Genomic DNA, 13,517 nt, shown 5'->3' with positions numbered 1-13,517 from the left:
GTTATAACGCCGTCGCAAGGCTCGCCCACACCGCGTTGCCGCCAGTGCGGGGCGAGCGGGTGACTCCCCAGCTGTCGGCTATCTCGCGCACGAGCAGCAGACCGCGGCCGCCCTCGTCGTCGAGGCCGGGGCAGCAGTCGGGGATGCCGCGGCCCGTGAGGTCGCCGTCGTGCACCTCCAGCCTGAAGCGCTCGTCCGTCAACCGCCCGACGCCGCACAGGATCCGCTCGCTGGGCGTGTGCAGTACGGCGTTCGTCACCAGCTCCGACACGAGCAGCACGGCGTTCGCGCACACCTCGTCGGGTACCCGCCACGAGGCCAGCCGCGCCCGCGTGGCATGACGGGCGACTCTGACGCTGGTCCGCAGGGGCGGCAGCTCCAGCCAGTGGGTGCGGCCCGGGCGCACCGCGTCCAGAAACCGGGGGGTGGAAGTCGTGTGGGGGGACACGGCGGTCGCCTTCCGTGGGGGGTGGGCGCAGTGGAAGGGGCGAGACGCGAAACGGACCGGCCGGAAAGGGGAGCTCGGGGTTCCGGCGCCGTGTTCACACAAGTAACTATGCTCGCAGAGCAGTTCACGCTGCAACCATCTGCCTGATAATTTCAGAAGGCAGGTATCGAGCAGCGCGCCCGGGCGGTATCGCCGCTCTGGTCGCTTGGTGGATCGATCAAGTCCCTGTCAGGCTTGCGCCGGTGACGACCCCTCAGGAGGTACGGCGTGAACGACGGGCGATCAGGCACCGGCGCCGGGGCGCCCACCGTTCTCCGCATGATCCTGGGACGCCGACTCCAGGAGGCACGGCAGACCGCGGGCCTGTCCCTCGACGACGCGGCCAAGGCCCTGCGCGTCACGCCGCTGACCATCCGCCGCCTGGAGAAGGCCGAGGTCGGCCTGAAGATCCTCTACGTCGAGAAGCTGCTCCAGACATACGGGGCGGGGCAGCAGGAGATCGACGAGTTCGTCACCCTGGCCGAGCGGGCCAACGAGCCCGGCTGGTGGCACCCGTACCGCGATGTGATGCCGTCCTGGTTCACCGCCTACGTGAGCCTGGAGACCGGCGCCAGAACACTGCGCACCTATGAGCCGCAGTACGTCACGGGCCTGCTCCAGACACCCGGGTACGCGCGTGCCGTGCTGCGCGGAGGCTTCCCGAACGAGAACGAGGAGGACCTGGAGCGGCGCGTGGAGCTGCGGCTGCGCCGCCAGAGCCTGCTCACCAAGCCGGACGCGCCCACCCTGTGGGTGGTGATGGAGGAAGCCGTGCTGCACCGGGTGGTGGGCGGCCCCGAGGTGATGCGCGAGCAGATCGACCGGCTCCTGGAGGCGTCCGAGCTGGAGCACGTCAGCGTCGACATCGTGCCGTTCGACGCGGGCGCCCACGTCGGGGCGTGCGCGCCCTTCACCTACTTCCGGTTCGAGGAGCGGGAGCTGCCCGACATCGTCTACAGCGAGATCCTCTCCGCGTCCGTCTACCTCGACCAGCGCGCCGACGTCGTGGCCCATCTGGAGGCCCACAACCGGCTGTCGCTGAAGACGTCGTCCGCGGACAGCAAGGCGCTGTTGAACCGTATGCGGAAGGAGTACTCATGACCATCGCCGAGGGCACCGTCTACAACGGGATGCCCGCGTCGGACCTCGGGGAACAGGGCTGGGAACGTCCGTGGAGCGGCCCCAACGGGGGCCAGTGCGTGGAGACGAAGCAGCTCGCCGACGGCCGCGTGGCGGTACGGCAGTCCGCCGATCCCGCCGGTCCCGCGCTGATCTACACGCCCGAGGAGATCACCGCGTTCGTCGCGGGGGTCAAGCAGGGCCTCGCCGACCACCTCACGGCCCACTGAGCCCCCTACTGATCCCCACCGAACCGCACACGCACCACCCCCCCACGAGAGGCACCCCCCATGACCCACTCGCAGGCCGCGCGGGACATCGACACCAGCAGGCCGCACTCCGCCCGCATGTACGACTACTACCTCGGCGGCAAGGACCACTTCGAGGTCGACAAGCAGGCGGCCGAGCGAGTCGCCGCGGCCTACCCCGCCATCTTCGTCTGCGCCCGCGAGAACCGGGCCTTCATGCACCGAGCCACCCGCGTCCTCGCCCGCGAGCACGGCATCCGCCAGTGGCTGGACATCGGCACCGGCATCCCCACCGAGCCCAACCTGCACCAGGTGGCCCAGTCCGTCGTCCCCGACGCCCGCGTGGTCTACGCCGACAACGACCCCCTCGTCCTCAAGTACGCCGAGCGCCTGATGCGCAGCTCGGCCGAGGGCCGCACGACGTACATAGAGGCGGACGTCAACGACCCCCAGGCGCTCCTGAACGCCCCCGAACTGACCGAGGTCCTGGACCTGAGCCGCCCGGTCGCGCTCTCCCTCAACGCCCTGATGCACTTCGTCACCGACGCCCAGGACCCGTACGGCATCGTGCGCCGCCTGCTGGACGCCCTGCCCTCGGGCAGCGCCCTGGCGCTGAGCCACTGCACGCCCGACTTCGACCCGTCCACCTGGCAGAAGGTCACCGACATCTACACCACGGCCGGCACCCCGGTGCGGTTCCGCTCCCAGGCGGACGTCGCCCGCTTCTTCGACGGCCTGGAGCTGCTCGACCCGGGCGTCACCGTCGGCCACCGCTGGCGGCCCGACCCCACCGACGGCCACGCCCCGACGGACGCCGAGGTCAGCCTGTGGACCGGGGTGGGCATCAAGCCGTAGTCCCCTGGGCCCGCAGCACCTCCCGGTACCAGCGGTACGACGACTTCGGGGTCCGCTCCAGGGTCTCGAAGTCGACGTGCACCAGGCCGAAGCGGCGTGCGTAGCCCTCCGCCCACTCGAAGTTGTCGAGCAGGGACCACACGAAGTAGCCGCGCACGTCGACGCCCGCCTCCAGCGCCCCGTGCAGAGCCCGGATGTGGCCGTCCAGATAGGCGATGCGGTCCTGGTCGTCGACGTCCGGGTACGAGCAGCCGTTCTCGGTGATGACGACGGGCGGGAGCCGGTCGCCGTAGCGGTCGTGGAAGGTGGTCAGGAGCTCGGTCAGGCCCTCGGGCACGACCGGCCAGCCGAAGTCGGTGACCGGGTGACCGGTGATCTCCCGGACGGCGAAGGGGAGTTCGGCGGGCATGGCGACGCCGCCGAAGGTGATGTCGGTGCCCTGCGGGGCACCCACCCGCGTCGGCGCGTAGTAGTTGACGCCGTACCAGTCGACCGGCTCGGCGATCACCTTCAGGTCGGCCTCGACGTCGCCGGGCATCAGCTCGCCGATGCCGTCCGGGTACCGGCCCAGCAGTACCGGGTCCGCGAACAGGCGGTTCAGCAGTACGTCGTAGAACTCGGCCGCCGCCATGTCCTCCGCCTCGGTCGACGCCGCCCAGGTCGGGCCGTGCGAGTTGGCGATGCCGATGTCAGTGGCACCCATGGCGCGCAGGGCCCGTACGGCCAGGCCGTGGGCCAGCAACTGGTGGTGGGCGGCCGGGAGCGCGTCGAACAGCAGCTGCCTGCCCGGCGCGTGCACGCCCAGGGCGTGGCCCAGCAGGGTGTGTTCGGCGGGCTCGTTGAGGGTGATCCACTTCGTCACCCGGTCCCCGAGGCGGCCGGCGACCAGCGAGACGTGGTCGGCGAACCGCGCGGCCGTGTCCCTGTGAAGCCAGTCGAGGTCCGCCGGCAGGTCCCAGTGGAACAGGGTCGGCACCGGGCGGACGCCCGCCGCGCACAGGTCGTCCACCAGCCGGTCGTAGAAGTCCAGGCCCTTCTCGGAGCGCACTCGCGGCCAGGAGACCGAGAAGCGGTAGGCGTTCACGCCGAGGCCGGCCAGCAGGGCCACGTCCTCGCGGTGGCGGTGGTAGTGGTCGCAGGCCACCGCCGCCGTCGAGCCGTCCTTCATCCGGCCCGGCTCGGCCGTGAAGGCGTCCCACACGGACGGCTCGCGCTCGTCCGCCGCGCCCTCGATCTGATGCGCCGAGGTCGACACGCCCCAGAGGAAGCCGGCTGGGAAGCGGGGGATCGGATTGCCTGCGTCAGTCGCCATGCGCTGGATCATCCGTACCGCCGGTAACGGAAGTCAACAGGCCGCTGCGGAAGACCTGTTAGGGCTCCTTGCAGAATGATCTTCTTGTGGCACGGTGGAGAAGTATGTGATCCCGTGCGTGCTCCTTGGGGGTGACCCTGGTGCGGCGCAAGCCGTGGGAGGTCAGTGACGAGCTGTGGGCGGTGATCGAGCCGCTGCTGCCGAAGCATGAACGGCGGTTCCGGCACCCGGGGCGCAAGCGGATCGATGACCGCAAAACGCTGCAGGGTGTGCTGTTCGTCCTCTACACCGGAATCCAATGGGAGTACCTGCCGCAGGAGTTGGGGTTCGGTTCCGGTCCTACCTGCTGGCGGCGGCTGGCCGAATGGCAGGAGGCCGGGGTGTGGGAGGAACTCCAGCGGGTGCTGCTGGACCGGCTGCGGGCGGCAGACCGCCTGGACTTCTCCCGCGTCACCGTTGACGCCTCGCACGTGCAGGCCAAGCGGGGGCGAAGCAGCCCAAAAGTCGGCCCGAGCCCGGTTGACCGTGCACGGCCGGGCTCGAAGCACCACGTGTTGACCGACGCGCACGGCACCCCGCTGCGGGTGTCGTTGACGGGCGGGCACCGAAACGACGTCACCCAGCTCCTTCCGCTGGTCGACGGCCTGCCGCCGGTGCGGGGCAAGCGGGGCCGGCCCCGGCGCAAGCCCCGCACCTTGTATGCCGACCGTGGCTACGACCACGACATCTACCGCCGTCGGCTACGTGAGCGTGGCATCGTCCCGAAGATCGCCCGGCGCGGTCAGGCGCATGGCTCCGGCTTGGGCCGTGTGCGGTGGGTTGCCGAGTCCGCCATCGCCTGGCTCCACGGCCCTCGCCGCTTACGCACCCGCTGGGACGCCCGAGACGACATGCACGACGCCTTCCTGCAGCTCGCCCACTGCATGACCCTCGCCCGCAAGCACCCAGCATTCTGAAAGGACCCCTTAGGCACCTTCCTTCAGCACCCGCGAGATCAGCTTCCGCTGTTCGTCCGTCAGCCGCGGGTCGGCCGCGTACACCGTCTTCCCGTCCACGGTGATCTGGTAGCCGAACCCGTCCGGAACCCCGATCGGCGGCGTGCTCCGGCCGGCGGCGACCGCCCGCTCGGCCAGGGCGTGCCATTCGGGGGCATCGGGGCGGCCGGAGGTGTCCACCTCGGCATGCCGCTCGATGCCCGCGAACCCGCCCGTGCGCCTCACCTGAATACGCATGGCACCTGTCTAGTACGGAACTACAGGGTCCGCACCCCGACCTGCTCCCAGGCCTTCGACACGGCGTCCAGCTCCTCCCCTTCGCCGTACCGCTCCCGGGCGGCCTTCACGGTGAGCGTGGCGAAGTCGGCGAACATCGCCTGCTCCTTCAGCTCGCCGCCGGTCAGCACGTCGTACCAGATCTGCCCCGCGTGCTCCCAGGCGTGGCCGCCGAGGGCCGTGGCCGCCAGGTAGAAGGCGTGGTTCGGGATGCCCGAGTTGATGTGGACACCGCCGTTGTCGCGGCCGGTGCGGACGTAGTCGTCCATCGTGGCCGGCTGCGGGTCCTTGCCCAGGACGTCGTCGTCGTACGCCGTGCCCGGCTCCTTCATGGAGCGCAGGGCCTTGCCCGTCACCCGCGGGGCGAGCAGGCCGGCGCCGATCAGCCAGTCGGCCTCGGCGGCGGTCTGGCCGAGCGTGTACTGCTTGATGAGCGAGCCGAAGACATCCGACACGGACTCGTTCAGCGCGCCGGGCTGGCCGAAGTAGGTGAGGTTGGCCGTGTACTGCGTGACGCCGTGGACGAGTTCGTGGCCGATGACGTCGATCGGGATGGTGAAGTCGAGGAAGATCTCGCCGTCCCCGTCGCCGAAGACCATCTGCTCGCCGTTCCAGAAGGCGTTGTTGTACTCGCGGTCGTAGTGCACGGTCGCGTCCAGCGGAAGGCCGTTGCCGTCGATCGAGTCGCGCCGGTACGCCTTCAGGAGCAGCTCGAAGGTCGCGCCGAGGCCGGCGTAGGCGCGGTTGACGGTGGCGTCCTTGCCGGGCTTGTCGCCCTCGCCTCGCACCTTGTGTCCCGGCAGGTCCGTGCCGTGCCGGGCGTCGTGGACCGTGCGGTGCGGCTTGGCGGGCACGGCCCCGGCGGGCGGGGCCACGGACGGGGCGCCGACGACCGTGGTCAGCCGGCGGTGGGTGCGCTCCAGGGCGTCGCGCTCCAGGGTCCGGCGGGCGGGCCCGGCGAGCGCGGGGTCCTCGGCCTGGGCGAGCTTGTCGAGGACATGGGGTGGAACGATGGTGCAGAAGACGGGCTCGAAGCCCCCGTGAGTCGTCATGCCCGGCACCTTTGCACTGCGTGACGAAACTGTCACTAGTAGCCACCATGATTGGTGAAATACCGGGACAAGGGCCTTCACGTTCCGTGGCGAAGTGGTATAGCGCACTTTTTGTCCCGTATGTGCGTCCGGTCCCGCATACTGATACGGACCCGCGCACCCGGAGAGCCTCGGCTAGCATGCTGCGCATCATGCGTTTCGGGCTGCTTCTCCTTAGCTGCCGCGGCGAGGGCCTGTAGTCGAGGCCGACTCCCTCCCCGCGGAGCTTGGTGCTGCGTCGTCGGCCGTCCTTCCGGACACCTCCTGAGGAGCCCCCGCATCATGGCCAACCGCCAGCAGCCCAGTTCCATGCCGATCCACAAGTACGGCCGCTACGAGCAGGTCGACATCCCGGACCGGACCTGGCCGGACAACCGCATCACCACCGCCCCCCGCTGGCTCTCCACCGACCTGCGTGACGGCAACCAGGCCCTGATCGACCCCATGTCACCCGCCCGCAAGCGCGCGATGTTCGACCTGCTGGTCAAGATGGGCTACAAGGAGATCGAGGTCGGCTTCCCGGCGTCGGGTCAGACGGACTTCGACTTCGTACGGTCGATCATCGAGGAGCCGGGGGCCATCCCCGACGACGTCACCATCTCCGTACTGACCCAGGCCCGCGAGGACCTGATCGAGCGGACCGTGGAGTCGCTGAAGGGCGCCAAGCGCGCGACCGTCCACCTCTACAACGCCACCGCCCCCGTCTTCCGCCGGGTCGTCTTCCGGGGCTCCAAGGACGACATCAAGCAGATCGCCGTCGACGGCACGCGGCTGGTCATGGAGTACGCGGAGAAGCTGCTGGGCCCGGAGACGGAGTTCGGCTACCAGTACTCGCCGGAGATCTTCACCGACACCGAGCTGGACTTCGCGCTGGAGGTCTGCGAGGCGGTCATGGACGTCTGGCAGCCCGGTCCCGGCCGCGAGATCATCCTCAACCTGCCCGCCACGGTGGAGCGTTCGACCCCGTCGACCCACGCGGACCGCTTCGAGTGGATGGGCCGCAACCTCTCCCGCCGCGAGCACGTCTGCCTGTCGATCCACCCGCACAACGACCGCGGCACGGCCGTCGCCGCCGCCGAGCTGGCCCTGATGGCCGGCGCCGACCGCGTCGAGGGCTGCCTGTTCGGCCAGGGCGAGCGCACCGGCAACGTGGACCTGGTCACCCTGGGCATGAACCTGTTCTCCCAGGGCGTCGACCCGCAGATCGACTTCTCCGACATCGACGAGATCCGTCGCACGTGGGAGTACTGCAACCAGATGGAGGTCCACCCGCGCCACCCGTACGTGGGCGACCTGGTCTACACGTCCTTCTCCGGCTCCCACCAGGACGCCATCAAGAAGGGCTTCGACGCCATGGAGGCCGACGCGAAGGCCAAGGGCGTCACCGTCGACGACATCGAGTGGGCGGTCCCCTACCTGCCCATCGACCCCAAGGACGTCGGCCGCTCCTACGAGGCGGTCATCCGGGTCAACTCGCAGTCCGGCAAGGGCGGTATCGCGTACGTCCTGAAGAACGACCACAAGCTGGAACTGCCCCGCCGGATGCAGATCGAGTTCTCGAAGATCATCCAGGCGAAGACGGACGCCGAGGGCGGCGAGGTCACGCCGAAGGACATCTGGGCGACCTTCCGGGACGAGTACCTGCCCAACCCCGAGAACCCGTGGGGCCGGATCCAGGTCAAGAACAACCAGTCGACGACCGACACCGACGGTGTGGACACGCTGACGGTGGAGGCCACGGTCGACGGCCAGGACACCGTCCTGTCCGGCTCCGGCAACGGCCCGATCTCGGCCTTCTTCGACGCGCTCCAGTCCGTCGGCATCGACGTACGCCTGCTGGACTACCAGGAGCACACGATGAGCGAGGGCGCCTCCGCGCAGGCCGCCTCCTACATCGAATGCGCGATCGACGACAAGGTCCTGTGGGGGATCGGAATCGACGCGAACACCACGCGCGCCTCGCTGAAGGCGGTCGTCTCGGCCGTCAACCGCGCGACGCGCTGACCAGTCCCAATGATGGTTTAGGGGCTTCGTCCGCCGTTGCCCGGCGGACGAAGCCCCGTCGTATACCGGCCAATCCCTGTGAGGGTCACGGAAAGGTCTCCTCCGGGGTACTGACTCCTCCTCATGGATGTGGCTAACATCACGCAAGCGCGGCGACGCTGCCGTGCGGCGTGACGGAGGTGCGACGTGCTGCCAGGACGGGGACGAAACGGCCATGCCGCCAGGTTTTCCAGCATCCTGGGCACCCGTACCGCGTGGACGCCCGCCGGTGACGGGGAGTTCTTCTGCCCCGGCTGCGGCGGCGACCGCAACTACCAGCGGCTGACCGGACAGCGCCGCTTCACCCTGCTCGGCCTGCCCGTGCTGCCGCGCGGCGAGGCCGGACCGGTCGTGGAGTGCGCCGCCTGCCGCCGCCACTTCGGCACGGACGTCCTCGACCATCCGACCACCACCCGCTTCTCCGCGATGCTCCGCGACGCCGTGCACACCGTCGCCCTCGCCGTGCTGGCCGCGGGCGGCGCCGGTTCCCGTACGGCGCTGGAGACCGCGGTGCTCGCTGTGCGCGCGGCCGGCTTCGACGACTGCACGGAGGAGCAGCTGGCCGCCCTCGTGGAGGCGCTGGAGGCGGACACCGGCCGGATCACCGGGGAGCCGTGCGGTGCGGGGCTGGCCATAGAGCTGCACGAGGCGCTGGACCCGCTCGCCCCGCACCTCGCCACGGTCGGCCGCGAATCGATCCTGCTCCAGGGGGCGCGTATCGCTCTGGCGGACGGGCCGTACACACCGGCCGAGCGGGACGTGCTCGCGACGGTGGGGGCGGCGCTCACCATCTGCTCGGACGACGTGACACGGGTCCTGGCCGCGGCGGCACGTACGCCGTCGTAGGGCACGCGCCTTCCAGCCGCCCCTGACAGCCGCTCCCCGGGCATTACTCCCCGGGGAGTAATCCGCCGCCCGTACCGCCCTCCGCAGTAACCCCCGACTCGGCCTCGGGCCCGACGAATCGGCCCCCGTGCGCCGGGAGTCTGGAGACCGTTCCAGACACCCGGACCGGAGGGAGCCCGAACAGTGGGGGACACAAGGAAGACCGCACGGCGGCGAGCCGTGCCCTGGGTGGTGGTCGGGCTGTGGCTCGCCGCCCTCGTGCTGGTCGGGCCGCTCGCCGGGAAGTTCGCCGGCATCCAGCAGAACCGCGCGGTCGACTACCTGCCCGACAGCGCCGACTCCACGCAGGTCGCGCGGATCCAGGACCGGCTCCCCGGAGGCGAGTCGACCGACCTGGTGCTCGTGTACCACCGGGACGGCGGTCTGACCGACGCCGACCGGCGCACGGCCGCCGAGCAGGTCGCCGAGGTGCGCGGCGCCCACGACCTGACCGGTGAGCCGCGGGGCGTTCCGTCCGAGGACGGCTCCACCCTGATGTACCCGGTGTCCAGCACCCAGCCGGGCCAGGACGAGGAGGCCCGGAACGCCTTCGTGGACGGCGTGCGCGAGGTCGCCGAGGGGAGCGGCGGGCTGAGCGTCGAGGTCGGCGGGCCAGGGGCGCTGAACACCGACATGGGCAAGGTGTTCGAGACGATCGACGGCACCCTGCTGCTGGCCACGCTCGCCGTCGTCACCGTCCTGCTGATCCTGATCTACCGCAGCCCGTTCCTGTGGCTGGTGCCGCTCGCCGTTGCGGGCGTCGCCGCGGCCACCGCCATGGCCGCCGGGTACGGACTCCACGAACTGTTCGACGTCACCGTCACCGGCCAGAGCGGCGGCGTGATGACCGTGCTCGTCCTCGGCGCCGGCACCGACTACGCGCTGCTGCTCATCGCCCGCTACCGCGAGGAACTACGGCGCCACGAGCGGCCGTACGACGCCATGCGCACCGCTCTGCGCGGCTGCGGGCCGGCCATCCTCGCCTCCTCCGGGACGGTCGCGGCCGGGCTGCTGTGCCTGCTGGCCGCCGACCTCAACAGCAGCAGCGGCATGGGGCCGGTCGGCACGATCGGGGTACTCGCGGCGCTGGTCGCCATGACGACCCTGCTGCCCGCCGTGCTGGTGCTGCTCGGACGGCGGGTCTTCTGGCCGCTGATCCCCGCCTTCGGCAGCGAGCCCAGGGTTCGCCGGTCGCTGTTCGCCGCGATGGGGACCTCGGCGACGCGCCGGCCCGTCACCGTACTCGTCGGTGGCGGCGTCCTGCTCGGTGCGCTCGCGCTGGGCACGCTCAACCTGTCCGGCAGCATCAAGCAGGAGGACTCCTTCACGGAGCGGCCCGAGTCGATCACCGCGATGCAGACGCTGGCGCGGGAGTATCCGGAACGCAGCAGCCGGCCGGTGACCGTCATCGCCCCCGACGAGCGGGCCGACGTGGTGTTGGACCGGGCGCGTGAGACCGAGGGTGTCGCCGAGGCGGTTCCCGGACGCAGTGGCTCGGGGTGGACCGAGATCGCGGTCTTCACGACTGCCTCGCCCGAGACCCCGGCCGAAACCCGGACCATCGAGGCCCTGCGCGCCGGGCTCGATACAGCGGGCGCCTATGTCGGCGGGCCCAGCGCCCAGCAGATCGACCTGGCCGACAGCGAGTCCCGGGACCGCAAGGTGATCGTGCCGCTGGTGCTGGCCGCCGTGTTCGTCATCCTGGTCGGTCTGTTGCGGAGTCTCGTCGCGCCGTTGCTGCTGCTGGCGGCCGTAGTGGCGGTGTGGGGCGCGGCCCTCGGCATCGGCGGGCTGGTGTTCGAGCCGGTGTTCGGCTTCGGCGGTACGGATCCCGGGCTGGGGCTGCTGTCGTTCGTGTTCCTGGTCGCCCTCGGGGTGGACTACGGCATCTTCCTGATGCACCGGATGCGGGAGGAGTCCGTGAAGGGAGCCGAACCGGAGGCGGCCGCGCTCACCGCTCTGCGGACGACCGGTGGGGTCATCGCCTCGGCGGGGATGGTGCTCGCGGCGACGTTCGCGGTGCTGACGACGCTGCCGATGGTGGGGCTGGTGGAACTCGGCTTCGTCATCGCGGTGGGGGTGCTGCTGGACACGTTCCTGGTGCGTACGTACCTGGTGACCACGGCGAGTGTGCTGCTCAAGCGGCGGATGTGGTGGCCGGGGAGGCTCTCCCGCGCGACGGAGCGGACGGCCCCGCCCCAGGAGCGGAAGCCCTTGGCCGCGAACGCCCCCTGACCGACCCGACGGCGCCCCTCCTCTCCCGGAGGGGCGCCTTCCTGGCCCAGGATGATGCCCGTGCAGGCACCCACCACACCGTCGGCGACCTGGTCGCGGCCCGCGGAGCGGATCATGGCCGCGATCAACCGCGACCCCCTGACCGCCCCGCACGCCCTCCGCAACGACGCGCTGCTCGCCGTTCTGACGGCCGCGCTCGCCGTCGTCCTCGCGCTGCTCGTCGACGACGGCCGCAGGCCCGACGCGCTCGGCTGGGCCCTGCTGCTCGTCTCCCACGTGCCGCTGCTGTGGCGCCGCCGCCATCCCGTGCTCGTCCTGCTCGCCGTGGTGGCCTGCGTCTTCCCCTACCACTTCCTCGACTACCCGCACACCGCGGCCACCCAGGCCGCGTACGTCGCCCTCTACACCGTCGCCGTCACCGGCCGGCCGCTGCGCACCGTCCTGGTCGGCATCGGCGTCATCACCCTGTCGGTGAGCGTGATGCTCACCATCAGCGCCCACGAGGCGCTGGGGCTGCTGAAGGCATCCGGTTGGGTCGTCGCCGTGCTGTTCCTCGGCGTCGACGTGCGCTTCTACCGCCAGTACGTCGCCTCCATCGTGGAACGCGCCGAACGTGCCGAACGCACCCGCGAGGAGGAGGCCCGGCGGCGGGTCGCCGAGGAGCGGCTGCGGATCGCCCGGGACCTGCACGACCTGCTCGCGCACACCATCACCCTCATCGGGGTGCAGACCTCGGTCGCCGCGCACGTGCTGTCCGCCGATCCCGAGCGGCTCGACCGGGAGACCGTGGCCAAGGCGCTGGACGACATCGCCGAGACCTGTCGCAGCGCCCGGGGCGAACTGCGTACGACGCTGGAGGTGTTGCGGGAGCACGGTTCGCCCGACACCCGCGGTCCGCTGCCCGGCCTCGACGGTCTGACCGACCTGGCCGAGGCCGCGCGGCTCGCCGGTGCCCGGGTCGAGCAGACCGTACGGGTACGGCAGGCACCGCCCGCCGTGGGCGCCGCCGCCTATCGCATCGTGCAGGAGGCGCTGACCAACGCGGTACGGCACGCGGGACCCGAACCGGCCGTCCGTGTCGACCTGGTGGAACGGGAGGGCGCCCTGCACCTGTCGGTCAGCGACGACGGCACGGGACCGGCACCGGGCGGCATCCCGGGCTTCGGGCTCGTCGGAATGCGCGAGCGGGCGCGCAGCGTGGGTGGCACACTCGACGCCGGTCCCCGTGCGGACGGCGGCTTCGAGGTGACCGCCGTACTGCCGCTGACGAAGACGGGGACCACGGGGGAGGGGACCGGATGACCATCCGAGTGCTGCTCGCGGACGACCAGACCCTGGTACGGGAGGCGTTCGCGATGCTCGTGGAGTCGGCACGGGACATGGAGGTCGTCGGCCAGGCCGCCACCGGCCGGCAGGCCGTGCGACTGGCCCGCAGCGAGCGCGCCGACCTCGTGGTGATGGACATCCGCATGCCCGACCTGGACGGCATCGAGGCGACCCGGCTCATCGCGGCCGACGAGGACCTCGCGGGCGTCCGCGTCCTGGTCCTCACCACGTACGACACCGACGAGAACATCGTGGACGCCCTGCGCGCCGGCGCCTCCGGCTTCCTGGTGAAGGACACCAGGCCGGCCGAACTGCTCGACGCCATCCGTACGGTCGCGGCCGGGGAGTCCCTGCTGTCGCCCGGGCCCACGGCACGGCTGATCGAGCGGTTCCTGCGCAGCCCCTCGGCATCGCGGACCGGCGGGCCGGAGTGCCTGTCCGGCCGTGAGCGGGAGGTGCTGTCACTGGTCGCGCGCGGCCTCAACAACACGGAGATAGCCGAAGCGTTGGGCCTGAGCCCGCTGACCGCGAAGACCCACGTCAGCCGCATCATGGGCAAGCTGGCGGCCCGGGACCGGGCGCAGTTGGTCATCGTCGCGTACGAGTCGGGGCTGGTGACACCGGGGAGCATCTGACGGACAGGCA

General features: G+C 70.9%; 13 protein-coding genes. 9 read left to right on the top strand and 4 right to left on the bottom strand.

Annotated features, from left to right (window positions below; genetic code table 11):
• Position 1 precedes the first annotated feature (1 nt).
• Positions 2-448 carry an ATP-binding protein gene (locus PV963_RS14935; protein ID WP_274816200.1) on the bottom strand — a complete coding sequence of 149 codons (447 nt, stop codon included), beginning with the start codon at positions 446-448 and terminating at the stop codon, positions 2-4.
• 267 nt (positions 449-715) lie between these two features.
• On the opposite strand from PV963_RS14935, the gene PV963_RS14930 reads away from it, so the two are divergent.
• From PV963_RS14930 to PV963_RS14920, 3 genes are read left to right on the top strand one after another with little or no spacing between them, the layout of a single operon-like run.
• A complete protein-coding gene (locus PV963_RS14930; RefSeq protein WP_274816198.1) occupies positions 716-1,588 on the top strand; it encodes a helix-turn-helix domain-containing protein in 873 nt (290 codons plus the stop codon).
• Positions 1,585-1,836 carry a DUF397 domain-containing protein gene (locus PV963_RS14925; RefSeq protein ID WP_274816196.1) on the top strand — a complete coding sequence of 84 codons (252 nt, stop codon included), beginning with the start codon at positions 1,585-1,587 and terminating at the stop codon, positions 1,834-1,836. Before PV963_RS14930 ends, PV963_RS14925 begins: the two co-directional genes overlap by 4 nt.
• 60 nt (positions 1,837-1,896) lie before the next feature.
• Positions 1,897-2,709, top strand: coding sequence for an SAM-dependent methyltransferase (locus PV963_RS14920; RefSeq protein ID WP_274816195.1), 813 nt, complete (start codon positions 1,897-1,899; stop codon positions 2,707-2,709).
• Here the strand turns inward: PV963_RS14920 and PV963_RS14915 are convergent.
• Positions 2,699-4,021, bottom strand: coding sequence for a GH1 family beta-glucosidase (locus PV963_RS14915; protein ID WP_274816193.1), 1,323 nt, complete (start codon positions 4,019-4,021; stop codon positions 2,699-2,701). The two genes, PV963_RS14920 and PV963_RS14915, sit on opposite strands and share 11 nt — an antisense overlap.
• Before the next feature lie 137 nt (positions 4,022-4,158).
• On the opposite strand from PV963_RS14915, the gene PV963_RS14910 reads away from it, so the two are divergent.
• Complete coding sequence (locus tag PV963_RS14910; RefSeq protein ID WP_274822027.1) at positions 4,159-4,977, top strand: IS5 family transposase; 819 nt, start codon at positions 4,159-4,161, stop codon at positions 4,975-4,977.
• A gap of 9 nt (positions 4,978-4,986) precedes the next feature.
• Here the strand turns inward: PV963_RS14910 and PV963_RS14905 are convergent, their stop codons facing one another.
• Together PV963_RS14905 and PV963_RS14900 are read right to left on the bottom strand one after the other, a co-directional pair.
• The gene (locus PV963_RS14905) at positions 4,987-5,253 is read right to left on the bottom strand and encodes a protealysin inhibitor emfourin (protein ID WP_274816192.1); all 267 of its coding nucleotides are present in this window, start codon (positions 5,251-5,253) and stop codon (positions 4,987-4,989) included.
• 20 nt (positions 5,254-5,273) lie between these two features.
• The gene (locus PV963_RS14900) at positions 5,274-6,344 is read right to left on the bottom strand and encodes a M4 family metallopeptidase (protein ID WP_274816190.1); all 1,071 of its coding nucleotides are present in this window, start codon (positions 6,342-6,344) and stop codon (positions 5,274-5,276) included.
• Positions 6,345-6,665: 321 nt separating this feature from the next.
• On the opposite strand from PV963_RS14900, the gene leuA reads away from it, so the two are divergent.
• The 5 genes from leuA to PV963_RS14875 all read left to right on the top strand — a co-directional run bounded on the left by leuA (position 6,666) and on the right by PV963_RS14875 (position 13,507).
• Positions 6,666-8,387, top strand: coding sequence for a 2-isopropylmalate synthase (gene leuA / locus PV963_RS14895; RefSeq protein ID WP_274816189.1), 1,722 nt, complete (start codon positions 6,666-6,668; stop codon positions 8,385-8,387).
• Between the two features lie 186 nt (positions 8,388-8,573).
• Positions 8,574-9,272: a TerB family tellurite resistance protein gene (locus PV963_RS14890; protein ID WP_274816188.1), complete on the top strand. Its 699-nt coding sequence runs from the start codon at positions 8,574-8,576 to the stop codon at positions 9,270-9,272.
• A gap of 183 nt (positions 9,273-9,455) precedes the next feature.
• Positions 9,456-11,546 (top strand): MMPL family transporter, encoded by a 2,091-nt coding sequence (locus PV963_RS14885; protein WP_274816186.1) that lies wholly within the window; start codon positions 9,456-9,458, stop codon positions 11,544-11,546.
• Between the two features lie 51 nt (positions 11,547-11,597).
• A complete protein-coding gene (locus PV963_RS14880) occupies positions 11,598-12,848 on the top strand; it encodes a sensor histidine kinase (protein WP_425540899.1) in 1,251 nt (416 codons plus the stop codon).
• Positions 12,845-13,507, top strand: coding sequence for a response regulator transcription factor (locus PV963_RS14875; RefSeq protein ID WP_274816184.1), 663 nt, complete (start codon positions 12,845-12,847; stop codon positions 13,505-13,507). Before PV963_RS14880 ends, PV963_RS14875 begins: the two co-directional genes overlap by 4 nt.
• The last annotated feature ends 10 nt before the right edge of the window (positions 13,508-13,517 follow it).

It is taken from the genome of Streptomyces coeruleorubidus (genome assembly GCF_028885415.1).
GTDB lineage: Bacteria > Actinomycetota > Actinomycetes > Streptomycetales > Streptomycetaceae > Streptomyces > Streptomyces coeruleorubidus_A.
Note: the sequence above shows the minus strand (reverse complement) of the source record. Positions and strands in the feature narration are given on the sequence as shown.